The 23,182-nt window shown below is 48.6% G+C and carries 20 protein-coding genes, 1 tRNA gene and 1 other RNA gene; 3 read left to right on the forward strand and 19 right to left on the reverse strand.

Going from position 1 to position 23,182, the window contains the following annotated elements; translation table 11 throughout:
- The first annotated feature begins 110 nt into the window (after positions 1 to 110).
- Positions 111 to 1,175 (forward strand): LacI family DNA-binding transcriptional regulator, encoded by a 1,065-nt coding sequence (locus tag V8F51_RS26640; protein WP_337103533.1) that lies wholly within the window; start codon positions 111 to 113, stop codon positions 1,173 to 1,175.
- Positions 1,176 to 1,397: 222 nt separating this feature from the next.
- Here the strand turns inward: V8F51_RS26640 and V8F51_RS26645 are convergent, their stop codons facing one another.
- From V8F51_RS26645 to V8F51_RS26715, 15 genes are all read right to left on the reverse strand, one after another.
- A complete protein-coding gene (locus V8F51_RS26645) occupies positions 1,398 to 2,450 on the reverse strand; it encodes a linear amide C-N hydrolase (protein ID WP_337103534.1) in 1,053 nt (350 codons plus the stop codon).
- Between the two features lie 100 nt (positions 2,451 to 2,550).
- Positions 2,551 to 3,441, reverse strand: a complete 891-nt coding sequence (locus V8F51_RS26650; RefSeq protein WP_337103535.1) for an AraC family transcriptional regulator — start codon at positions 3,439 to 3,441, stop codon at positions 2,551 to 2,553.
- A 261-nt stretch (positions 3,442 to 3,702) separates the two neighbouring features.
- Positions 3,703 to 4,818 carry an acyltransferase family protein gene (locus V8F51_RS26655; protein WP_337103536.1) on the reverse strand — a complete coding sequence of 372 codons (1,116 nt, stop codon included), beginning with the start codon at positions 4,816 to 4,818 and terminating at the stop codon, positions 3,703 to 3,705.
- A gap of 151 nt (positions 4,819 to 4,969) precedes the next feature.
- Positions 4,970 to 5,335, reverse strand: a transfer-messenger RNA (tmRNA) gene (gene ssrA / locus V8F51_RS26660).
- Positions 5,336 to 5,571: 236 nt separating this feature from the next.
- A complete protein-coding gene (gene smpB, locus V8F51_RS26665) occupies positions 5,572 to 6,051 on the reverse strand; it encodes an SsrA-binding protein SmpB (RefSeq protein ID WP_337103537.1) in 480 nt (159 codons plus the stop codon).
- 154 nt (positions 6,052 to 6,205) lie between these two features.
- A complete protein-coding gene (locus V8F51_RS26670) occupies positions 6,206 to 6,406 on the reverse strand; it encodes a cold-shock protein (RefSeq protein ID WP_028609190.1) in 201 nt (66 codons plus the stop codon).
- Between the two features lie 268 nt (positions 6,407 to 6,674).
- On the reverse strand, positions 6,675 to 9,566 hold the full coding sequence (gene rnr / locus V8F51_RS26675) for a ribonuclease R (protein WP_442956494.1): 2,892 nt from the start codon (positions 9,564 to 9,566) through the stop codon (positions 6,675 to 6,677).
- Between the two features lie 173 nt (positions 9,567 to 9,739).
- Positions 9,740 to 9,976, reverse strand: a complete 237-nt coding sequence (gene secG / locus V8F51_RS26680; RefSeq protein WP_337103538.1) for a preprotein translocase subunit SecG — start codon at positions 9,974 to 9,976, stop codon at positions 9,740 to 9,742.
- A gap of 98 nt (positions 9,977 to 10,074) precedes the next feature.
- Positions 10,075 to 10,866 carry a sugar phosphate isomerase/epimerase family protein gene (locus tag V8F51_RS26685; protein ID WP_337103539.1) on the reverse strand — a complete coding sequence of 264 codons (792 nt, stop codon included), beginning with the start codon at positions 10,864 to 10,866 and terminating at the stop codon, positions 10,075 to 10,077.
- Positions 10,867 to 11,018: 152 nt separating this feature from the next.
- Positions 11,019 to 12,311, reverse strand: coding sequence for a phosphopyruvate hydratase (gene eno / locus V8F51_RS26690; protein ID WP_337103540.1), 1,293 nt, complete (start codon positions 12,309 to 12,311; stop codon positions 11,019 to 11,021).
- A gap of 47 nt (positions 12,312 to 12,358) precedes the next feature.
- Complete coding sequence (gene gpmI / locus V8F51_RS26695) at positions 12,359 to 13,897, reverse strand: 2,3-bisphosphoglycerate-independent phosphoglycerate mutase (protein WP_337103541.1); 1,539 nt, start codon at positions 13,895 to 13,897, stop codon at positions 12,359 to 12,361.
- 1 nt (position 13,898) lies between these two features.
- Positions 13,899 to 14,654, reverse strand: a complete 756-nt coding sequence (gene tpiA / locus V8F51_RS26700) for a triose-phosphate isomerase (RefSeq protein ID WP_337103542.1) — start codon at positions 14,652 to 14,654, stop codon at positions 13,899 to 13,901.
- 26 nt (positions 14,655 to 14,680) lie between these two features.
- Positions 14,681 to 15,865, reverse strand: coding sequence for a phosphoglycerate kinase (locus V8F51_RS26705; RefSeq protein WP_337103543.1), 1,185 nt, complete (start codon positions 15,863 to 15,865; stop codon positions 14,681 to 14,683).
- A gap of 206 nt (positions 15,866 to 16,071) precedes the next feature.
- A complete protein-coding gene (gene gap, locus V8F51_RS26710; RefSeq protein WP_307207893.1) occupies positions 16,072 to 17,076 on the reverse strand; it encodes a type I glyceraldehyde-3-phosphate dehydrogenase in 1,005 nt (334 codons plus the stop codon).
- A 101-nt stretch (positions 17,077 to 17,177) separates the two neighbouring features.
- Positions 17,178 to 18,215, reverse strand: a complete 1,038-nt coding sequence (locus V8F51_RS26715; RefSeq protein WP_337103553.1) for a sugar-binding transcriptional regulator — start codon at positions 18,213 to 18,215, stop codon at positions 17,178 to 17,180.
- 234 nt (positions 18,216 to 18,449) lie between these two features.
- Between V8F51_RS26715 and V8F51_RS26720 the strand changes: the two genes are divergently transcribed.
- A tRNA-Arg gene (locus V8F51_RS26720) sits at positions 18,450 to 18,524 on the forward strand.
- A gap of 386 nt (positions 18,525 to 18,910) precedes the next feature.
- A complete protein-coding gene (gene clpP / locus V8F51_RS26725) occupies positions 18,911 to 19,495 on the forward strand; it encodes an ATP-dependent Clp endopeptidase proteolytic subunit ClpP (protein WP_337103554.1) in 585 nt (194 codons plus the stop codon).
- Between the two features lie 225 nt (positions 19,496 to 19,720).
- Here clpP and V8F51_RS26730 read toward each other — a convergent pair whose 3' ends face one another.
- From V8F51_RS26730 to rapZ, 4 genes are all read right to left on the reverse strand, one after another.
- Positions 19,721 to 19,990, reverse strand: coding sequence for an HPr family phosphocarrier protein (locus tag V8F51_RS26730; RefSeq protein ID WP_028609180.1), 270 nt, complete (start codon positions 19,988 to 19,990; stop codon positions 19,721 to 19,723).
- A gap of 193 nt (positions 19,991 to 20,183) precedes the next feature.
- Complete coding sequence (whiA, locus tag V8F51_RS26735; protein ID WP_337103544.1) at positions 20,184 to 21,113, reverse strand: DNA-binding protein WhiA; 930 nt, start codon at positions 21,111 to 21,113, stop codon at positions 20,184 to 20,186.
- Positions 21,114 to 21,119: 6 nt separating this feature from the next.
- Positions 21,120 to 22,106 (reverse strand): gluconeogenesis factor YvcK family protein, encoded by a 987-nt coding sequence (locus V8F51_RS26740; protein ID WP_337103545.1) that lies wholly within the window; start codon positions 22,104 to 22,106, stop codon positions 21,120 to 21,122.
- 12 nt (positions 22,107 to 22,118) lie between these two features.
- Entirely contained in the window at positions 22,119 to 23,006 is an 888-nt protein-coding gene (gene rapZ, locus V8F51_RS26745) for an RNase adapter RapZ (protein ID WP_337103546.1), read from the reverse strand.
- Positions 23,007 to 23,182 lie beyond the last annotated feature (176 nt).

The raw sequence follows: 23,182 nt of genomic DNA on the forward strand, positions 1-23,182 counted from the left end.
CTTATTAGAAGTAAATAATTCTTTTGGTATCGTTACCAAAAATACTTGCTCAGTATGCTCATTTCCAGTATAATAAACCTATTCGATTGCTGATAGAAGGTGGCCTTTCCTTGAAACAAAATAAGCAAATCACGATATCAGAAATTGCGGAGAAATGCGGAGTATCGGTATCAACCGTATCCCGCGTATTGAATAATAGTCCCTCCGTCTCGCCCAAGAAGCGCGAGCGGATTCAGCGTATCATTGACGAATATCAATATACACCGAGTGTGTATGCTCGCGGCATGATTAATCATACGAGCAAAAATATTGGCATCATGCTTCCCGATATTACCAATCCATACTTCGCTTCGTTATTTACGGAAATCCAGCGTTTTGCACTAAAGAGCAACTATGCAACACTGTTGTTCAACACGATGTCCGTGCAGAAGAAAGCACAAGATAATGCTTCTTTGGCCGAGGAATCCTACTTGCGGATGATTCTTGAGAAGCAGGTGGATGGCGTTCTCATTCTAGGCGGAGTCATCGACCGTGAGGATATTCCAGATAGCTACATTCAAGCCCTCAACCAATTACATTCACGCATTCCCGTTATTATTGTTGGCTCAGCGATCGAAGGATGTGCATGCCTCTTTATAGAGCGTAACCTGAAGCAGGGAGTTGCTTCCATCGTCCATCACCTGATCGCACTGGGACATGATCGCATTGGCTTTATCGGCGGAGAACCCGGCATTCGCATTACATCGGCACGGATCGAGTCCTTCATGCAGGTTATGAATACACTGGAAAAGCCTATCGTACAAGAGCATATAATAACTTCAGATTACTACGCACCGGATGGCTACGAAGCGATGAAGCAGTTGTTACAGATGGAACGCAGTCAGCTGCCCACTGCATTGATTGCGATGAACGATATGGTTGCTATCGGAGCGATTCGAGCGATGGAGGATCTAGGACTTCATTGTCCTGACGATATCGCCATCGTAAGCTGTGATCAATTCGAACAAGGTGAGTACAGCGTTCCGCGGCTTACGTCACTAGATCAGCATAACGAGTATCTCGGACGCGTAGCCGTCATGCAGCTGATCAGCGCCATGAACGGCTCAGCAGAGAAGATCTCCATTCAACACACGCCGAAGCTGATAATTCGCGAATCCTGCGGAGCTAGGGATTAATCATTTCGTAACATGCCGAAGACCCCTCAATAGTCGTGGTCAACCACAAGTACACATTACAAGGCTTCTCCAACCTTCAACCATACAGAACAAACAAAAAAAGCACCTAGCACGGTGCTTTTTCTAATGATATTTTGGTGGAGGCGAAGCGTGGCTTTGCAAATCCACAATTCTTCACTCTCTCCCTCTATTCCCTTTGATACTGCCATTCTTTATTCACTCTTACTTAAATGTATCGGGATATTTTGCTAGTTCTAACTGATCTTCTATCGGAAAAATATCGGTAATTGGCTTATAACTTAATCGGATAATTCGTTCATTATCTTGGGCCGTATAGGGTTTGAAATCAGACTCTATTCCACCCCTTAGTTGATTATCCAGTTGCAAGGATAATACGGGGTCAACTTTAGAAAAGTTAAAGTTCTTCAGTTCAATTGAGCGTATGGCCTTATTGCGATAATCTCGATAATGAATCGTTAAATTCTTCATATCAAATACGATACTCCAATACGTAAAGGTAGGCGGAATCTTGTTCCCAACCCATCTCCAGATGCTTCCGAGAGAGGGTTTTACCGATACTTCGCCTAATACAGCAAATGCCTCCTCGATCGGAATTTGCGAAGATGCATACCTTAGACTCTTATTCTGCACTATACGATAGGCAAGTGTGAACCGGTCCAAAGAATTCACTCGCTTCGACAGCTTAGATACAGAGGTTTCTTTGAATTGATTCGCATGCTGTAGCGACTTATCGAAGCTGGTATTCGTTACCGTAAAGTACTGTGCATCCTTGATCACCTGTAGCTTTCCAGCAACAAATTCAATGATGACGGTATGTCCTGAAGCATCTGAAACCATATAGTGCAGCTCATACATTGATTTTTCTAATCGTATGTCATCTAGATGATTGACCACTTCTTCTACCGAAGCATACCGGTCTAACTGATATTGAATCCATTGCAGCTCGTTTAGAGCAGGTCTGTTGTCTTCTTCCGGGTATTGCCCATCTTCATGATACATCATAGCAACAGCCAAGCCTTTTTCGTTCAATCCACTCATCGGTAACTCACGTCCAAACTGCGTGAAGGTAACACTTCCGTATTTAGATCTCCACGTTACTCCTTCTTTGCCTTCTTCCTTAAGAGAATCCTTCAGCAGGTCTCTCTTACTTACTACAATTAAGCCATGCCCATAATAAAAATCATAGTTTTGTCCCAGCAAAATGGATACATTATTTTGAAGCGTAAAAGTAGTACACATAAACAATCCCTCCAATAAAATAAGCTCCCTAGATTGCCAAGCTAACTTCTCGTTAACTTAAAAATACCAGAACGCTCACCTTATCATTTGATTCTTATTGCTACTTTTATTTTTATTATCGAATTGAAAATGAAATATCCATTTTTGAGTCTTCTTGATACGGCCCCTTAAAATCTGCGCCATACCTTTCAAGCAATAACTCATTGGTTAGCTCGTACTCTAAATAAGGGATCCGATAACTATATAGGAACTGATAGGTATTAATAATTTTCTCTTCTTTACCTGTAAACAACATACCTTTATGGGTATAGGTAACCACCTTCGCGCTTTCAATACACTTCGCTGTCATACCTAATGGCAAGTCCGAGTGATCAGTAACCTCCACAGCAATCAACTCTTTATATTGAGCAATCTCTTCTGAATGATCAATATCATAACAAACGCGATATATGGTTTCATTCACAATGTTTGGTATTCGCTCAGCATCTCGTATAAAATGCTCCATTGCTTCAATCACTGTGAAACTGTTATTATCGTTGGTTACTCTTTCAATGCCCACCAGTCTTAAATCTTTTATGATCTCAACCTTCTCATAAACTACGATTTTTCCGCTAAAATTCTTTATTTTCAACTTAAGCGCATCAACATTGATTTTGTTCGTCCTGCTTGATTGCCAGTTAAACTCATTCATGCTTCGGAACTTACCAGGGGGATAGTGAAATAGCTTTTTGAAATTGCGCGTAAATACTTCTTGAGAATTAAAGCCATACTTTACAGCTGTCAATAAGATGTCATCGTTGGTGTTACGAAGATACTCTGCTGCCTTACTAAGTTTTCTTCTTTTTATGTATTCGTGAACGGTTATACCAACAATCGCTTTGAATAATCGGTAAAAGTGAAACTTGGAAATATGGGATTTACTCACCGCTTCATCCATATCGATTTCCTCATCAAGATGATCTTCCATGTAATCAACAAATCTCTGAATGGTTTGAAAGTAATCCAACAGCACCCCCCCTTCCCATAGTGATTAGCAGTAATCAATTTGGATTATGCTAGTCATGTAACTATTGAGTGCATTGAAATCTCATGAATGGTAAATTAATCATACATCAAGCATATGCTTAACACACACTGTAGAGTCGAGGAAACAGCAAAAATCCACAACCTCTTGCGGTTGTGGATTTACATGGTGGAGGCGAACCGTGGCTGTGGAAAACCACAATTCGCCAGGTGATGCTGAGCAACCTGATGCTAGAACATCCTATTAAAGCACTCGTCTAGCGTAAGTCACCACTCGAATGGCGCTTGCGACAATAAAACAAGCGAAGACAGACAGAGCGGAGACGATAATCCATTTCACTATCACTGGTAAGCCAATTCCATGAAAAGCAAGTGTCCATCCGACAATAATCGGCGGGTGAATCAAATAGACCGTATAAGCATTTTCGGAAAACCATCTAGATAATACACTCGTTTTATTGAACCTTCTTTGAAAAAAAGAAAAAAGAAACAAAATAATTCCCAAACAGATGAATGGCTCCCAGATCGCGTATAGTAATGCCTGAATATTAAACCCACCCTCAAAATGGACATCTCCCTCTAATCCCCCGGTTAAGATCAGTCCAAGAGGCAAAACGGGAATCATACCAATCGCGATCCACGTCCAAATCCGTTGTAATTTCTCTGGAATTTGTTCCAACCATCCTTGCCTTTGTGCGATAATACCTGCAATGAATAACAAAATGTAGGATGGAAAGTAACCCAACTGCAATTCCAAAGGCCCCGTGCCAGTCGGATAAACCAGACGTACAACAAATGCGATCAATCCGATAACAATCGCCACTACAACCAACTTCTTACCATTTGGAAATAGAATCGATTTCTTCTTAAGCCTACCTTTTGTAATAAAACTAAACAGAATATAGAACAATGTGAAGTAAATAGAAGCCTCCAAAAACCATGCAGGACCAAAAAACGTCCAACGAAAGCTCCAAACATTATCCTTATAGAACTGAACCAAAGTCTGTTGATCTCGAAACTTTGCAAACCATACCGTCATTGGACCTATCACAAAATAATAAATGAGCAGAGGAATCCCTAAGCGTACAAGTCGCTCCTTAAGAAAACGACTCATTCCTTTTCTCTCAAGCGATGTCGGGAGAAAATACGAAGAAATAAAGAAGAACAACCCCATAAAAAAAGACTGACATACTGCCGTAAAAATCGTTAACAGTACTATCGTTGCATTAACCTCACTTTTATCGACGTCCTCTAGAATCCAAGATCCAGCCGCTCCGTAAGCAATAGATGTATGGAATATGATAACCAGTATGGTTAGAAAAACTCGTATGTTATCTAGGAAGAATAGTCGTTTGTTCAAATTATGGTACTCTCCTTTCCAGTTTACCATATAGTACCATATAAATATTTTCATTGATATATATATTTAATAGACTAATCTTTTATAATATTCTAGCTATGAATGTAGAAGACAGCAAAAATCCACAACCTCTTGCGGTTGTGGATTTACATGGTGGAGGCGAGGGGATTTGAACCCCTGTCCGAAGATCACGCCACACAGGCTTCTACGGGTGTAGTCACGGTATTGATGTCACCCGAGCGTCGTCCCGTAACCGACTACGCGTTGGGTCAGCCTGATTATCTTCTTCCGTCGACCCCAGGCGGAGACCGAAGCGGCGTATCCCACTACTTGTTAGCCCCTAGTCTAGTCACATGGGCGATGCTAGGTAGGAGCACGCTCACAGGTTATTAAGCTGCGAAAGCGTAGTTTTGTTGTTGTTTGCCATTTAATTGGCTTTAGCGTTGATGAAGCAGACGACTCCCTGCTACCCGCAACCCGCGCTCGTACTATCCCCGTCGAATCCAAGAACGCCCCCATTTTGGCATAAACGGCTGACCGTTGAACATCATTCAACCTCAAGCGTTTAGCGTCAATGAAGCTTCAGGATTAGCGAGCAACAACAGCTGCTTATTGTCCAGCAGATCTGTTATTGATCAGTTGAGCTTGCGTTGTATTGCCTTTGCTACTGCTTTAGTATAACACGAATGATCGGCTAATGCTCGTCATTGTTGTTGCCAACAATGGCTGGGATCATCCATGGAAATGCTGCAACTATCTGGCGACCTTCTGCTTCTCGCGCAGCGCACGCTGAATGTCGCGTTGTGCATCGCGCTTAGCAGCTGTATCGCGCTTGTCATACTGTTTCTTACCTTTACCTAAACCGATGAGCAGCTTCGCATATCCGTTGCGCACGTAGATCTTAAGCGGCACGATGGCATAGCCTTCTTGCTTGGACAGACCGTATAGCTTATGGATCTGAGCCTTATGCAGCAGTAGCTTGCGCGCCCGGGTTGGATCGGTTGGATTGTGGATATTGCCTTGCTCGAACGGGCTAATATGCATGTTATGAATGAAGATTTCGCCGTTGCGAATCGTTGCGAACGCATCGCTTATATTCGCTCTGCCACCCCGCAGCGACTTGATCTCTGTGCCCGTAAGCACCATTCCCGCTTCAAACGTATCTTCGATGAAGTAGTCATGGGAAGCTTTCTTATTCTGGGCTAATTGCTTGCCGTCGGCTTTCTTGCCCATGCCGGTCACCTCAACTTTGCAGCGTAAAATGTTTATATTCAGAAATTTATTGTAGCAACTTTGTAAGCGGAATGCAAGAAGTTGCCAATCCCCTGTATACACAAAAACCGTCCTTAGCCAAAGCTAAGGACGGTTCCGTTCAACGAGTAAGCTATTACAGCTTAACTACGTTTTCTGCTTGTGGTCCACGGTTGCCTTGAACAACGTTGAACTCAACGCGTTGGCCTTCTTCAAGAGTTTTGAAGCCTTCGCCAGTGATTGCGGAGAAGTGTACGAATACATCGTTGCCGCCTTCAACTTCGATGAAGCCAAAACCTTTCTCTGCGTTGAACCATTTAACTGTACCTTGTTGCATGTGTAAAACCTCCAAAAAAATAATATTAATATGCGCCTGGTTTGTCTTTAAACAAAAAATTCACACATTGGAAAGGGTTTCATGACTATAATGACACCCTTTTCAATATGTGAATTCAGGTTCATATCATCGATTGACTTGAGTATACTATTCCCACAATTAAAAAGCAAGCGACAAGCCCAAATATAAATATAATTTCCCAATTCGTCCAAAACGCGGCGCACCCGTTGGGCCTCCCGAACGAGTGCGCCGCTAACCCTTTTATCGCTTATTTACGCTTCTTCCGGACGAAGGCAGCTGTCGCGTTGCCGCCTCCCCCTCCACTCTTTTTCTTACGTTTCTTCTTGCCTTCGCCGCCGCCAGCATCAGGTCCTGGCTGACTGCCGCTCGAACGGTTGGCATTGTATACGCCGCCAGACGTCGTGTTCTTACGCTTACCGCCGCCCTGACCGCTGCTGCCGTTCCTGCTAAAACCAACCGAATGGCCGCCGCTTGATGATGAACCGCTGCGACCTCCCCGGATCGGCAAGCCCCACATATCGGTTTGCTGCTTTTTGCCGCCTTCAGCAGAATCGCCTCGTGATTGAGACTCCTGACGATCACCTGCAGATCCATCGGGGATCTTCCACGCTGCCCGCTGCTCCTCGCGTCCTGGCTCGTTACCCGCAGCACCCGCTCCTACAGCGCCTGCGCCGTTACCGCCGCGCCCGCGTCGCTTGCCGCCTTGGCCGCCGCCAGTCGCCACCCACGGGTTCCCCCCGTGGCCGCCAGTTCCAGCTCCGGCTTCGCCTCCGCGCCCCGCGCCGCTGCTTCCGCCGGCGCGACCACCGCGACCGCCCGCTCCGCCAGGCCGGTCACCGCCACGCCCGCGACCGCCCGCTCCGCCCGAGCGGTCACCGCCGCGGCCGCCCTCACCGCGGCTGCCATAGCCGCCGCGCTTCTTGCCGCCGCGCCCGCCGACGCCGAATCCCGCGTCGGCAATGCCCTTCATCGCACCGCTCCGCGGCTTCATATCGACGAGCTCAAAGTCGATCGTATGATCCGTCATGCTCACGCGTGCGATCCGGATCTTCACTTCATCGCCGATGCGATAGATTTTTGACGTACGCTCACCGATGAGAATCATATGCTGCTCGTGGAAGTGGTAATAATCATCCGTCAGATCGCTCAAGCGAATGAGACCCTCAACGGTGTTCTCCAGCTCGATGAACATGCCGAAGCTCGTTACGCTGCTAATGATACCTTCGAACTCTTCTCCTACTTTATCGAGCATCAGCTCGCATTTCTTAAGCTGCTCCGTGTCGCGCTCGGCATCGACCGCCACCCGCTCGCGCTCCGAAGAATGCTGCGCAACCTCCGGCATTCTAGCCGTCAGCGCTTCATGCCGCGCTTCCGTCAAATGTCCGCCGCCCTCAATCACCTCGCGAATGATACGGTGGATGACAAGATCGGGATAACGACGGATCGGAGACGTGAAGTGCGAGTAGAATTCAGCAGCGAGACCGAAGTGGCCAAGACTCTCCGCATCATACTTCGCCTGCTTCATGGAACGCAGCATCATCGTCGAGATGACCGTTGCTTCCTTCTTTCCTTGTATCTCCTCCAGCAACGTCTGCAGCGCGCGAGGATGAACGGAATTTCCTTTGCCCTTCACCACATAGCCGAAGTTCGACGCGAACTGCATGAACGTGAGCAGCTTCTCCTGATTCGGGTCTTCATGGATCCGATATAGGAACGGCACGCGCAGCCAGTGGAAATGCTCGGCCACTGTTTCGTTTGCTACAAGCATGAATTCCTCAATAATCTGCTCCGCTACCGAACGTTCGCGTTTAACGATGTCTACCGCCTTGCCCGTCTCATCGACGATAACCTTCGACTCCACGAAGTCGAAGTCGATTGCGCCGCGCTTCATCCGCTTCGAGCGAAGCCGCATCGCAAGCTGCTCCATTAGCGCGAACATGTCGAGCAGATCCGCATAACGTTCTTTGAGCTCCGTCTGCGGCTCTTCAACCGTCGCCGTTAGAAGCTTCTTCACATTCGTATACGTCATACGCTCTTTCGTGCGGATGACGCTCGTGAACACATCATGCCTTACACGCTTAAGCGTCTTCGCATCAAATTCCATTTCGCACGACAACGTCAGCCGATCGACCTTAGGATGCAGTGAGCATATGCCATTCGACAATCGATGCGGCAGCATCGGAATAACGCGGTCCACCAAATAAACGCTGCATCCGCGCCGATACGCTTCCTGATCCAGCTCAGACTTCTCCCGCACATAGTAACCGACATCGGCAATGTGCACGCCGAGCAGGAAATTGCCGTTCTCCAGCCGCTTCACATGTACCGCATCGTCCAAGTCCTTCGCATCTTCACCGTCAATCGTCACGATGACCTCGCCGCGAAGATCGCGTCTGCCCTGCTGAACGATCTCTTCCTCCGTAATCTCATCCGGAGCTGCGTCCGCTTCCGCCATCACCTCATCCGGGAAACCCTCCGGCAATTGATGCTTGCGAATAATCGACAAAATATCGACGCCCGGATCATCCTTATGTCCAAGCACTTCGACAATTTCTCCTTCGGCAGCGGAGCGACCTTCCGGATACGACACGATTCGCACGACGACCTTCTGTCCTGAGACCGCACCTTCAAATCCGCCCTTAGGAATAAAAATATCGCGATTAATCCGTTTGTCATCGGGAACAACGAACGCATACGACTCGTGATTCTCGAACGTGCCGACGATTTGCGTAACCGCACGCTGGACGACCCGAACGACCTCGCCCTCCATCCGTCCGCCGCCCTCGCTCTTCGACGTTATGCGGACAAGCAATATATCGCCGTTCATGGCGCTTTTCAAGTCATTGGCATGAATATAGACATCGGGGTGATCCTTCTCGTCGGGCAGCAGGAAGCCGAAGCCCTTTGCATGAGCCTGCAGCTTGCCGCGCAGCAGATTCATCCGCTCCGGTACGCCATACAGCTCATTGCGCGTCCGCACGATCTTCCCTTCATCCTCCAGCTGGTTGAGCAGCTTTAGAAATTGCTTGAATTCCTCTGCGCCTTCAATACCGAAGTGCTTCTCAAGCTCCTGATAGGTCATCGGCTTATAAGCCGTTTCCCTCATGAAATCAAGCAATTCCTGCTCGTAATTTGTCATTATCGCTATTTCTCCTCATACGCCTGCCGCAGTATTCTAGTATAATCTGCAACAGGTTGATAGATTATCATATACCATGTAGTATACACGAAATGGAAGCCATACATCCGCGACAATGAGCAGAAATACAAAAAAAGCAGGGATATCTCCCTGCTTTCCGCATGATCATTCAATTATTGTTGTACGAAGTAAGAAACGACCAATGCCAGGACAAAGAATCCAACTGCCAAAATGATCGTCAAGCGCTGCAAGAACAAATCCAGACCGCGCGCTTTTTGTTTACCGAACAAGTGCTCAGCTCCGCCCGTGATTGCTCCGGACAAGCCTGCGCTCTTACCCTTCTGAAGCAAAACAACGCCAATAAGGCCAAGTGCGAAAATGACAAGCACAATTTTCAAAGCGATTTCCATTTATTCCACCTCCAGCGTAGGTGCTCCGTAAAAAACACATAAGCTGATTTTATCATAGCTGGGCACAGATTACAATAGGACAACCAAGTACCCGCATACTAGACGTAACCCAATTTACGGAAATAATCAAAGTTTACCCGCGCGCTTTCAAGCGAATTCACCTCAAACTGCTCTTGCTCAACAAAAATATATGCAATACCAGCGCTGTCTGCCGTACGGATTAGCTTATCGTAACCAACCTTGCCTCGCCCAACCTCTATATCTTTGCGGCCATCCGTGAAGTCCTTCGCATGAATCAGTTTGATTCGATCTTTGAACTTGTGTATATAAAGATCTGGTTCATACCCGGCCATATGCACCCACCCAAGATCCAGCTCCAGCGTCATAAGTTCCTTCGGCATTTGCTCCATCAGATGCTCAAGCACGGTCTTGCCTTCAATCAGCTTGAATTCATCCTCATGATTGTGGAAGCCGTACTTCATCCCCATCTCCTTCACCTTCATTCCGCATTTGGTGAACACATCGACGAGATGCTTCACATCATCCATTAACGGCTCCTCCGGCAGCGGAGCCCACGGCGTGATGATAAAGTCGAAGCCCACTTCCTTCGCATACTCGAGCTGTGCCGAGAACTCCGAGAGCATGTTCGGCATATCGTAAAAGTTCAGCGGGATATGCGCCGATGGCGCCGACAGACCAAGAATCTTCAGCTTATTCTTCAGTTCCTTGGCCGGCACGTTAAAAAATCCGGTAAGCTCGACCGCCTTGTAGCCAATCTCCGCAACCTTCTCTAGCGTTCCAAGGAAATCAATTTCCGCCTCATCGCGCAGCGAATACATTTGCATGCCAATGATCGGCTTGTCCTGCACTCTCTCATGCTTCGTTCCCATCTCCAACACCTCTGCACATCAGCATATCAGTATGGGATTAGATTCCCCTTCTCGGACGCCGTTCATAACCTGCAACAACACTATCCACGCATAAAAAAAGAGACGGCACAAGGCCGTCCCCTATTACGCTTAAGAATCCAGCTTCAAGCGTCTTATTTGAAGTTTTTCAAGTTGTAGAATGCTGCTTTGCCGCCGTATTGAGCAGTCGAACCAAGTTGGTCCTCAATGCGAAGCAATTGGTTGTATTTCGCAACGCGGTCCGTACGGGACGGAGCGCCTGTTTTGATTTGGCCAGCGTTTGTAGCAACAGCGATGTCAGCGATTGTGCTGTCTTCGCTCTCACCGGAACGGTGGGAGATAACTGCAGTGTAACCAGCGCGTTTAGCCATTTCGATCGCGTCGAATGTTTCAGTAAGCGTACCGATTTGGTTAACTTTAACGAGGATCGAGTTGCCTACGCCTCTTTCGATACCGTCGGACAGACGCTCTGTGTTCGTTACGAACAAGTCATCGCCAACGAGTTGAACTTTGCTTCCAAGTTTCTCAGTAAGCAATTTCCAACCATCCCAGTCGTCTTCGGAGCAGCCGTCTTCGATCGATACGATCGGGTACTTTTCTACCCACGAAGCAAGCAGATCTACGAACTCAGCAGGCGAGAACGATTTGCCTTCGCCAGCAAGAACGTATTTGCCGTCTTTGAAGAATTCAGTCGAAGCAACGTCCATGCCGAGGAATACGTCAACTCCTGGCTTGTAGCCTGCGCGCTCGATAGCGGAGATGATTGTCGTGATTGCTTCTTCGTTCGAACCAAGGTTAGGAGCGAAGCCGCCTTCGTCGCCTACAGCTGTGTTAAGACCTTTGTCATGCAATACAGCTTTCAGGTTGTGGAAGATTTCAGCGCCGATACGAAGCGCTTCTTTGAAGCTTTCAGCACCGACAGGAAGAACCATGAATTCTTGAACGTCGATGTTGTTGTCAGCGTGCTCGCCGCCGTTGATGATGTTCATCATCGGTACAGGAAGCGTCTTAGCGTTGAATCCGCCAAGGTAAGTGTAAAGAGGTACATCAAGAGCGTCAGCTGCAGCGCGAGCTACTGCCATCGATACAGCAAGGATCGCGTTAGCGCCAAGCTTCGCTTTGTTAGGCGTACCGTCAAGTTGGATCATTTTACGGTCGATTGCTACTTGATCAAGTGCGTCAAGACCGATTACTTCAGGAGCGATAATGGTGTTCACGTTCTCAACAGCTTTCAGAACGCCTTTGCCGAGGAAACGGGATTTGTCGCCGTCGCGAAGCTCAACAGCTTCGTAAGCGCCAGTCGATGCGCCGGATGGCACGATCGCGCGGCCTTTGCCGCCGGACTCAAGGGATACTTCTACTTCAACAGTTGGGTTGCCGCGGGAGTCAAGAACTTCGCGTGCGTATACGTCAACGATAATAGACATGGATAAAACACTCCTTTTTATTTGTTAAATTTGATTGCCAGCAAGCATTACTTGTTGATTAAAGTCGAGCCCGTCATCTCAGCAGGCTGATTAAGCTCGCTCAGATCAAGGAACGTCGGCGCGATGTCGGCTAGAATGCCGCCATCACGAAGAGTTGCGCCCGCTTTCGTTACGATTAATGGAACTGGATTTGTCGTATGCGCCGTAAAAGGACGGCCATTCTCGTCGAATACCATATCCGCATTGCCATGGTCAGCCGTAATAATGCATACGCCGCCTTGCGCCAGCACAGCTTCTACGACTTTGCCCAGACATTCATCCGTCGCTTCTACCGCTTTGATCGTCGGCTCCAGCATGCCGGAGTGACCGACCATGTCGGGATTCGCGAAGTTCAGAATAATCGCATCGTGTTTACCGGATTCGATCTCGCGAACAGTCGATTCCGCAAGCTCGTAAGCGCTCATCTCAGGCTGCAGGTCATAAGTTGCGACCTTCGGCGAATTGATCAGCACGCGCGACTCGCCCGGAAGTTCCGCATCGCGTCCGCCGCTAAAGAAGAACGTGACATGCGGATATTTCTCGGTCTCAGCCGTACGAAGCTGCTTCTTGTTGTTCTGTGCGAGCACTTCGCCAAGCGTGTTGTCGAGGTTCTTCGGTGAATACGCAACGTAGCCGCCTACGGTTTCACTGAACAGCGTCAAGCAGACGAAGTATAGGTTAACCGGGTGGCTCTCGCCGCGCTCAAAGCCGCGGAAGTCCTCGTTCGTAAATACTTGCGACAATTGAATCGCGCGGTCAGGACGGAAGTTGAAGAATATGACAGCATCCTCGGACTCCACCAGACCGACCGGCTTATTGTCTTCGCCTACGATAACCGTTGGCATAACGAATTCATCATAAACCGATTTCTCATACGATTCAACTACCGCTTTGATCGGATCGGTATATTGAGGTCCGTCGCCGTATACCATAGCGCGGTAAGACTTCTCCGTACGCTCCCAACGCTTGTCGCGGTCCATCGCGTAGTAACGGCCTTGTACCGTCGCGATGCGGCCTACGCCAACCTCTTCGATCTTCGCTTGCAGGCGCTCCAGGTAACCCTTCGCGCTGTCCGGCGATACATCGCGTCCGTCGAGGAAAGCATGGATATAAACGTCTTCGAGTTCTTCCTTCTTCGCCAGCTCCAGCAGGGCGAACAAGTGCTCAATGTGGCTATGAACGCCGCCATCAGAGAGCAGACCGTAGAGATGAAGCTTCTTGCCGTTCTTTTTCACATGGTTTACAGCGCCGAGAATCGTTTCGTTTTCGAAAAACTCGCGGTCACGAATCGATTTGCTGATTCGCGTCAAATCCTGGTATACGATACGTCCAGCGCCGATGTTCAAGTGGCCAACTTCGGAGTTGCCCATTTGACCATCCGGCAAGCCTACCGCTTCACCGGAAGCCGTCAGCGTCGTGTGCGGATAAGTAGACCAGTAACGATCGTAGTTCGGCTTATTCGCTTGCGCAACCGCATTGCCGGTTACGTCGTCGCGAAGGCCGAAGCCGTCAAGAATAATTAATGCTACAGGTTTCGGAGCAGCCATATTACTTGGCCCCCTCGACCAAAGCGATATAAGAAGCAGGCTCAAGGCTTGCGCCGCCGACAAGCGCGCCGTCGATGTCTGTTTGGCCCATGTATTCAGCTACATTGTTCGGCTTCACGCTGCCGCCGTATTGGATGCGAACCGCATCAGCTGTCGCTTGGTCATACAGACCGGCAACTACGCCGCGGATGTATCCGATAACGTCTTGCGCATCTTCGGAAGTCGACGATTTGCCTGTTCCGATAGCCCAGATTGGCTCGTAAGCGATAACGACTTCAGCCGCTTGCGCAGCCGATAGACCTTGGAATGCCGCTTCCGTTTGCACTTTGCATACGTCTTTCGTTTGTCCAGCTTCACGCTCTTCGAGCTTCTCGCCTACGCAGACGATTGGCAGCAAGCCGTTCTTGAACGAAGCATGAACCTTCTTGTTCACGATCTCATCCGATTCCGCGAAGTAAGCGCGGCGCTCGGAGTGGCCGATAATAACGTATTTCACGCCAAGATCCTTCAGCATAACGCCGCTGATCTCGCCTGTGTATGCGCCATTGTCTTCGAAGTGAACGTTTTGCGCGCCGATTGCGATCGACGTGCCTTTCGCTGCTTCAACAAGGGCAGGAAGCGTCGTGAATGGTGCGCAGATTACGCTCTCCACGCCGTCTACTTCTGCTTTGCCTTTAATTTCGGAGAAAAAGGATACCGCTTCGGAAACGGTCTTGAACATTTTCCAGTTGCCCGCAATAATCGGTTTTCTGCTCATGCTAGTCCCTCCTAATGGGATTATTCTTATTTATCGTTAAGAGCTACAACGCCTGGGAGTACTTTGCCTTCCATGAACTCAAGGGAAGCGCCGCCGCCAGTCGAGATGAAGTCCATTTTGTCAGCCAGGTGGAATTTCTCAGCTGCTGCAGCCGAGTCGCCACCGCCGATAACTGTATAACCGGACGTTTCTGCACATGCGCGAGCTACTGCTTGCGTTCCGTGGGAGAAAGGCTCGATTTCGAATACGCCCATCGGTCCGTTCCATACAACGAGCTTGGAGTTTTTGATAACGTCCGCATACAGCTCGCGAGTCTTAGGTCCGATGTCGATGCCTTCCCATTCAGCAGGAATGCCGTCAACGTCAACGATTTTTGTGTTCGCGTTTGCGCTGAAGTCGTCTGTTACTACGATATCAACAGGGATCAGGAAGTTTTTGCCGAGTTTCTTCGCTTTTTCGATGAACTCAAGCGCTAGATCAAGCTTGCTGTTGTCCACGAGCGATTTGCCGATTTCATGGCCTTGCGCCTTGAAGAATGTGTAGGACAAGCCGCCGCCGATGATGATGTTGTCGGCAATTTCTAGCATTTTGTCGATAACCGCGATTTTGTCTTTTACTTTCGAACCGCCTACGATTGCTGTGAAAGGACGCTCAGGGTTGTTCAGCGCTTTGCCTAGAACATCAAGCTCTCTCTCCATTAGAAGACCGGATACGGCCGGCAACAAGTGTGCAATGCCTTCTGTCGAAGCATGTGCGCGGTGAGCTGCGCCGAATGCGTCGTTAACGAACAGGTCAGCAAGCTTAGCGAAAGCTTTCGCCAGTTCCGGATCGTTTTTCTCTTCGCCTTCGTAGAAGCGCACGTTCTCAAGGAGCAATACTTCGCCGTTGTTTAGAGCCGCTACTTGAGCTTCTACGGCTTCGCCGATAGCTTCGTTAGCTTTTGTCACCGGTTTGCCCAGAAGCTCTGCCAGACGCGCTGCGGAAGCCGTATGACGAAGCTCTTCTACGACTTGACCGTTCGGACGGCCAAGGTGGGACGCAAGAATAACTTTAGCGCCTTTGTCGATCAGGAAGTTGATTGTTGGAAGCGTCTCACGGATCCGTTTGTCATCCGTAATTTTTCCGTTCTCGAGCGGCACGTTGAAATCAACGCGTACAAATACCCGTTTGCCTGCCAGTTCAGCTACGTCGCGTACACTTTTCTTGTTCATCGATAGAACCCTCCTAAAATTTCTGTGGAATGCAATGGAGCAAAAATAGCATCGGAAGCATCGGCTTAAGTTAAGTATGAAAAAAGAAAAGAGCGTTCCTTCGTCAAGAAGAAACGCCCTTAAGGTCCAAGTCCCCAAAAGGGCGCGAACTTAAGAGCCGAAGCGCCCAGCAGTGCAGGGAGCCTCGGCCCGTTCGCCTTCTTTCCTTACAGACCTTTGCTTGCGATATAAGCAGCAAGATCAACTACGCGGTTCGAGTAGCCCCACTCGTTGTCATACCAGGAAATAACTTTAACCATGTTGCCTTCAACAACCATTGTCGACAGACCGTCGATTGTGGAGGAAGCAGGGTCACTATTGTAGTCGCTCGATACAAGCGGCAATTCGTTGTAGTTCAAGATGCCTTTCAAAGCGCCTTCGGAAGCATCTTTAAGTGCTGCGTTAACTTCTTCAACCGTAACGTTAACTTTCAGTTCTGCAACAAGGTCAGTAACCGAAACGTTAGGTGTAGGTACGCGCATAGCCATACCGTTCAATTTGCCTTTCAGCTCAGGCAATACAAGGGAAACAGCTTTTGCAGCGCCAGTCGACGAAGGAATGATGTTTTCTGCAGCAGCGCGAGCACGGCGCAGGTCTTTGTGTGGAACGTCAAGTACGGATTGGTCGTTAGTGTACGAGTGAATCGTAGTCATCATACCTTTAACGATACCGAATTTGTCGTTCAATACTTTTGCGAATGGAGCAAGACAGTTCGTTGTGCAAGAAGCGTTGGAGATAATTGTGTGCGCGGAAGCATCGTATTTATCTTCGTTAACGCCCATAACAACTGTGATGTCTTCGTTAGTAGCCGGAGCGGAGATGATAACTTTTTTAGCGCCGCCTTGAAGGTGAAGCTCAGCTTTTTCTTTAGCTGTGAAGATACCAGTCGATTCAACTACGATTTCAGCGCCTACGGAAGCCCAAGGAAGGTCAGCCGGGTTACGCTCAGCGAATACTTTGATTTCAACGCCGTTTACGATCAAAGCGCCTTCTTTAGCTTCTACTGTTGCGTCAAGAGTGCCGTGAGTCGTGTCATATTTAAGAAGGTGAGCCAGTGTGTTCGTGTCCGTAAGATCGTTCACTGCCACGATTTGTACATCAGGGTTGTTTAGTGCTGCGCGGAATACGTTACGGCCGATACGTCCAAAACCATTAATACCTACTTTAACCATTGTTAATTCCTCCTAAGCATTTTTGGGATAAGGCAATATATTTCAAGACGCATCGCCTGCAACAAGTTGCCCTGTCCGGCAATATCGTCATGACCACTTCTTTAATGTCCTTCTTGCTCGATTATGGCTACGATTTCCATCGCGGCTTCTTCGTCCGTCACCAATACGTCGTTATGACCGAACCGCATGACGGCTGCTATCGCTTCGCCTTTGCTCTTGCCCCCGGCGACGCCTATAACAACTTCAGTCTTTACAATATCCTCGAGCCGTAATCCTACCGTTTGCATTTTGTGCACCACAGCGCCATTCCGGTCAAAATAAAACCCGAACGACTCCGCCAGCGCGCCTTCTGCCGCCATCGCATCCACGACGTCCTTCTCCAGCCGTCTGCGCCTAGCCATCACCATCGCGTCCCCGATTCCGTGGACGACGATTCTAGCGCTTCGAATGACATCGACAATCTCGCGAATGTTAGGCTCTTGCATAATCGACGAGAATGCTTCTTCGCCCAAGTGATCCGGTACATGAAGCAAGCGGTACTGCGCCCCTGTGCGCTTCGCCATCGTCGAAGCAATCGTATTCGCCTGATAGTCGAGGCTCTCACCAAGTCCGCCCCTTGCAGGCACGAACCAATTGGTCTTGAGCGCGGTAGAGGTTGATAAATGATTCGCAACTTGGGCAATGGTTGTTCCGCCGGTTACAGCGACGACATCATTGGGCTGCATCACCTTGCGAAGCACCTGTGCGCTTGCACGGCCAAGCTCCCGCTTCGTCTGTGCCGAGCTCTCGGAATCCCCGGCTACAACAACAACTTGCGACAAGCCAAAGCGAGTGCGGATTCGATCTTCAAGCTCCGATAGACCGAACATCGTCTTATAGACCGGTTCGAGCCGCTCCAGAAGCTCTCTGCCTGCATCCGTAATTCGAATGCCACTCGAATGAACGTCGAGCAAGCCTTGCGCCTTCAGAAACTCAATCTCCGTTCGCAGCACGCGCTCCGTAAGCGATAGCGCTGTAGCCAGCGTGCGGCGTCCGATAAGCTCTGTCAGCATGACCTGGTGCAGAATCGAATACCTCTTTCTCATTACATCTAGAAGTTCAGGCACAAGCTGCTGCTGCAGTTCAATGATCTGACGCATCTTATCCTTCACTCCACCCGTTATATGAGACTTCAGCTTCATTCACCGGGACGCGAAACGTCCCTCTATAACATTTGTAGTCCCACCTCTTATATTATCGGAAATTGTTGCTCGCCGCAAGAGCATGAAATCGAATGAAAGCGATTACTGTCACGATTTTCACAAATTTAATTTACGAAAGCCGCTTGCTTTCTAATCGCTATTATCATATAATCACCCTTGCTACTGTTTTTTGCGCCCGTGGTCCAATGGATATGACGTAGGCCTCCGGAGCCTGAGATCTAGGTTCGATTCCTAGCGGGCGCGCCACTTACCTTTTTCTAAATCAACGACATAACGCATACCTATCAAGGCCATCCCGATTGTTGTTTCGGAATGGCCTTTTTTAATTATATTTGATGAAACCGAATCCAACTATGTAACGGAGGACCTTTCTCGCTCCGCCCTTTTGCCCATACAAACTTCGATCCGCTTTTACTCCTTCTCAAATTTTTCCCGCACTTATCTCCACTTAGTTTCCATGCATCCGACGTCCCACTTCCGCCAAAGCCCGATGTAGCGGCTACTTTCTGCTTGCCCAATCATTTGTCAGATAATTTGTCTGACTATCTTTGACTTTTGAGTTTCCATCCGTTATTATGAAAATACGATTTAACCATTTTCGTTCAGTTTGAAGGAGGGGGCTTACGTTGGATATGAATTTCGTTCCTATGGTTATTGAGCAAAGCAATCGCGGAGAGCGTGCGTATGATATTTACTCTCGCTTGTTGAAGGATCGTATTATTTTTCTTGGATCGGGTGTAAACGACGTGGTGGCTAATTCCATCATTGCGCAAATGCTGTTCCTTGCGGCGGATGATCCCGAGAAGGACATTTCTCTTTACATTAACAGCCCAGGCGGCTCCATTACGGCCGGTATGGCAATCTATGATACGATGCAATACATTAAGCCAGACGTATCGACTATCTGTGTCGGTATGGCAGCTTCGATGGGCGCGTTCCTGCTGACGGCAGGCGCGAAAGGCAAGCGTTACGCGCTTCCGAACAGCGAAGTCATGATTCACCAGCCGCTAGGCGGCGCAGAAGGACAAGCGAGCGACATCGAGATTCGCGCGCGCCGCATCATCAAGATGCGTGACCATCTCAACGGCATTCTTGCAGAGCGCAGCGGCCAACCGCTTAGCCGTATCGAGCAAGATACGGATCGCGACTACTTCATGAGCGCAGCGGAAGCGAAAGAGTACGGCCTTGTTGACAAAGTAATCGAGAAAATTGGATAAGTAGTACAAAGGCGATACAAGGGTTTCTTGCCCTCGTTATCGCCTTTTTTCTTATTCACTATCCACAAACCGTAACAAAAATGTATTTTATCCACATTCTTATTCACATTCTATACACAGTTATCCACAATTGGTCTAATAACTTGTCAATAACTCGCAGAAACGCAAAAAAGCCTACACCGATCCACTGATCGAGTGAGGCTTTTTTCATCGGTAACCAATGAATTATTGATTCTCAAGCTCCTCTTTGCTAACAAGAGCGACTAAAGCGTTTACAGCCTGCTCCGCGTCCGAACCTTCTGCACTTATGGATACTTCAGTGCCGGAGCTGATCGCTAGACTCATGATGCCCATAATCGATTTCGCATTAACTTTTTTGTCGTCTTTCTCTACAAATACCTCGGAGGAAAATTTGTTCGCTTCTTGTACGAATAACGCTGCAGGTCTTGCATGAAGCCCCGTCTTAAGACGAACGACAACCGGAAGCCTTGTCATGGAAACCATACCCCCTATATTATACTCTTCATAAGCGTCCAACGACCCGGCCAACAACAGTTGTGTGGACCCGGTGACGTCTAGCGCAGAAATATAAGCTTGTATAAGATTTATACTTATACTTCTTATCTTTGGTGATAAGTTCATTTTGCATTATTATAACATTATACCAGCGGTTGCACTAGGTGAAAAGCTAACTACCTCGTATTTTTTCCGCAAGTTCGTCGATTTTGCGCAATCGATGGTTAACCCCCGACTTACTTACCTTGCCTCTTAGCATTTCGCCGACCTCAGTCAGATTCATATCGGGATGCTGCAGCCTGATCTCGGCTACTTCTTTCAGCTTCTCAGGAAGACTGTCAAGGCCGACTTCCTTCTGCAGCAGCTTAATATTATCGATCTGGCGTACGGCTGCTCCAATTGTCTTATTTAGATTCGCCGTCTCGCAATTGACGATCCGATTGACGGAATTGCGCATGTCGCGCATAATTCGTACATCCTCGAATTTGAACAATGCCTGGTGTGCGCCGACAATGTTGAGAAGCTCGATGATTTTCTCGCCTTCCTTGATGTATAGAATGAAGCCTTTCTTCCGTTCAATACACCTGGCATTCAAATCGAACTTATTGGCAAGCTCCACAAGCGCATCGCAATGCTCCTCGTACATCGACGCTATTTCCAAATGATACGAAGAACCCTCGGGATTGTTGACCGAGCCTCCAGCCAGGAAAGCGCCCCGCAGATAAGACCGCTTGCAGCATGGCTTACGTATAATCTCCTTGTCGATGCCGTTAGAGAACATGAAACCCTCTGACACGATTCCGAGTTCACTTAGTATTTCCTGTACTCCCGAAGGAATCCGAACGATATACACATTATTTTTCTTCAGCCGCATTTTCTTACGCACGAGCAGCTCAACATGCATAACGTAATGTTTCTTAAGCAAGGAATAGATTCTTCTGGCGATGGCCGCATTTTCAGTCGAGATGTCGAGGACAACCTTGCGGCTGGATACGCTGACAGAGCCGTTCATCCGTAATAATGCAGACAGTTCTGCACGCTCACAGCAGCTATCGGCTTCAATAAGGGTCAGCTCTTTTTTTGTTTGTGCCGCAAAAGACATCGATTATCACCTCTTTCTAAGCATCCAGTTCTCTACCAGTTTATATATATGATGACTTAAACGTTCGGCATCATGCCTCAAAAAAGTTCGAAACAGCACAAGACGGTCCGCAATAACCTGATAACCGCGTCTCGTTACCTCATCTAGGTCGAGATGAACCGCTTTAGCACCCATCTCAGCATACTTGCTCTCGATCTGCGGCGGAATCTCTCCGTCATTCACAATGACATAATCGAACAGATGATGTCCAATATGCTTATGAACAGCTTCCAAATGGTCGCTGACGGAATAATCGTCCGTTTCCCCTGGCTGCGTCATCACATTACAGACAAACAGCTTAACAGCCGTTGAATTAACGATCGCTTCAGCCAGCTTCGGCACGAGCAGATTCGGAATAATACTCGTATACAAACTGCCTGGACCGACCAGGATGGCGTCAGCCTGTTCGATCGCCTCGACTGCCTCAGGCAGCGCCTCTACATCGCTTGGCTCAATGAATACCCGCCTAATCGCCTGACCCGCCTTCGGGATCATCGATTCCCCCGTTACGATCGAGCCGTCTGCCACCTCGGCCTTGAGCACGATCGCTTGATTGGCGGCGGGAAGCACCTGACCGCGAACGGCAAGGACGCGGCTAAGCTCACGCACACCCGATACAAAGTCGCCCGATATGTCCGTCATCGCCGCAAGCATCAGATTGCCGAGGCTGTGCCCGACTAGTCCTGTCCCGCTATTGAACCGATACTGCAACACTTCGGTGAGCAGCGGTTCCGCATCGGCAAGCGCCATAAGCACGTTACGTATATCTCCCGGGGGCGGGATTTGGAGCTCGTTGCGCAAAATGCCGGAGCTTCCTCCGTCGTCGGCAACCGTCACGATCGCCGTAATATCTAGCGGCTTCTCTTTCAAGCCTCGCAGCATGACAGAGAGCCCCGTACCGCCGCCGATTACGACGATTTTCGGGCGCCTAATAATTTTATGCCTGCTTTGCATCGTCTCACCCCGTCAATGCTTGTCACGATCGGCATCGCGATGGCTGACACGAATGCGTTCCGTATCGCTGCTGCCGAGCATGCGTCCCAAATATTCGGCAATCGCGACAGAGCGATGTTTGCCGCCCGTACAGCCGATTCCGATGACTACCTGGCTTTTCCCTTCCTTGCGATAGAGCGGAATAAGGAATTGCAGCATGTCGAGCAGCTTCGTTAGAAATTGTTGTGTTTCCGGCCACTTCATCACGTATTCATATACATCCGGATTTTGCCCCGTATTCGGACGGAGATGCTCAATATAATGCGGATTCGGAAGGAAACGAACGTCGTAGATGAGGTCGGCATCGATAGGAATGCCATACTTGAAGCCAAAGGAGGTTACGTTCACGGAGAGACTGTTCTGTTCCAAATTCGTAAACCGCGTAATAATACGTTCCTTCAACTGGCCTGGTTTCAATATCGTCGTATCGATCACCTGCGAGGCCGAGCCTTTCAGATCCTCCAGCATTCGGCGTTCGTTGCGGATACCCTCCAGCGGCATTCCTTCCGGCGCAAGCGGATGGCGGCGGCGGCTCTCCTTGTAGCGCTGAACAAGCACCTCATCGGTCGCATCCAGGAATAGAATCTCGCAGTCGATCGTGAATTGATCTTTAATGAATGCCAGCGATTCGGCCAAAGCGTCGAAAAACTCGCGCCCCCTCAGGTCGATCACGAGCGCTACCTTGCCGATCTTACCGTTCGATTGATCAATCAGCTCGGCGAACTTCGGAATGAGCACAGGCGGCAGGTTGTCGACGCAGAAGAAGCCAAGATCCTCGAGGCTCTGAACAGCTATCGTTTTGCCCGCGCCAGACATTCCTGTAATAATGACAAGCTTCGCAACTGTAACTGCCGTCTCCATGAGTACAACCTCCTTAAAGGTTTTGCGAATGCAAAACCTACTTCGCAAAGCGTAAACGGCTTGCCGAGCATATGATTGGCTAGCTCGTTTCGCGGTGAATGATAAGCCAATAAATAAAAATCAAAATTATTTACTCTTATCATTTAAGCATAAGCTAAGGTTTTGCGAATGCAAAA

The sequence above is a fragment of the Paenibacillus sp. YIM B09110 genome, assembly GCF_037167145.1.
In the GTDB taxonomy this organism is placed as follows: Bacteria; Bacillota; Bacilli; order Paenibacillales; family Paenibacillaceae; genus Pristimantibacillus.

Bases quoted from the DNA above. Each gene is read 5' to 3' on its own strand.
- V8F51_RS26740 (WP_337103545.1), bottom strand. From the start codon at position 22,106: ATGCAAAGCAGGCATAAAATTATTAGGCGCCCGAAAATCGTCGTAATC.
- tpiA (WP_337103542.1), bottom strand. From the start codon at position 14,654: ATGAGCAGAAAACCGATTATTGCGGGCAACTGGAAAATGTTCAAGACC.
- rapZ (WP_337103546.1), bottom strand. From the start codon at position 23,006: ATGGAGACGGCAGTTACAGTTGCGAAGCTTGTCATTATTACAGGAATG.
- secG (WP_337103538.1), bottom strand. From the start codon at position 9,976: ATGGAAATCGCTTTGAAAATTGTGCTTGTCATTTTCGCACTTGGCCTT.
- clpP (WP_337103554.1), top strand. From the start codon at position 18,911: ATGAATTTCGTTCCTATGGTTATTGAGCAAAGCAATCGCGGAGAGCGT.
- rnr (WP_442956494.1), bottom strand. From the start codon at position 9,566: ATGACAAATTACGAGCAGGAATTGCTTGATTTCATGAGGGAAACGGCT.
- V8F51_RS26670 (WP_028609190.1), bottom strand. From the start codon at position 6,406: ATGCAACAAGGTACAGTTAAATGGTTCAACGCAGAGAAAGGTTTTGGC.
- V8F51_RS26715 (WP_337103553.1), bottom strand. From the start codon at position 18,215: ATGCGTCAGATCATTGAACTGCAGCAGCAGCTTGTGCCTGAACTTCTA.
- V8F51_RS26705 (WP_337103543.1), bottom strand. From the start codon at position 15,865: ATGAACAAGAAAAGTGTACGCGACGTAGCTGAACTGGCAGGCAAACGG.
- gap (WP_307207893.1), bottom strand. From the start codon at position 17,076: ATGGTTAAAGTAGGTATTAATGGTTTTGGACGTATCGGCCGTAACGTA.
- eno (WP_337103540.1), bottom strand. From the start codon at position 12,311: ATGTCTATTATCGTTGACGTATACGCACGCGAAGTTCTTGACTCCCGC.
- smpB (WP_337103537.1), bottom strand. From the start codon at position 6,051: ATGGGCAAGAAAGCCGACGGCAAGCAATTAGCCCAGAATAAGAAAGCT.
- gpmI (WP_337103541.1), bottom strand. From the start codon at position 13,897: ATGGCTGCTCCGAAACCTGTAGCATTAATTATTCTTGACGGCTTCGGC.
- V8F51_RS26730 (WP_028609180.1), bottom strand. From the start codon at position 19,990: ATGACAAGGCTTCCGGTTGTCGTTCGTCTTAAGACGGGGCTTCATGCA.
- whiA (WP_337103544.1), bottom strand. From the start codon at position 21,113: ATGTCTTTTGCGGCACAAACAAAAAAAGAGCTGACCCTTATTGAAGCC.
- V8F51_RS26685 (WP_337103539.1), bottom strand. From the start codon at position 10,866: ATGGGAACGAAGCATGAGAGAGTGCAGGACAAGCCGATCATTGGCATG.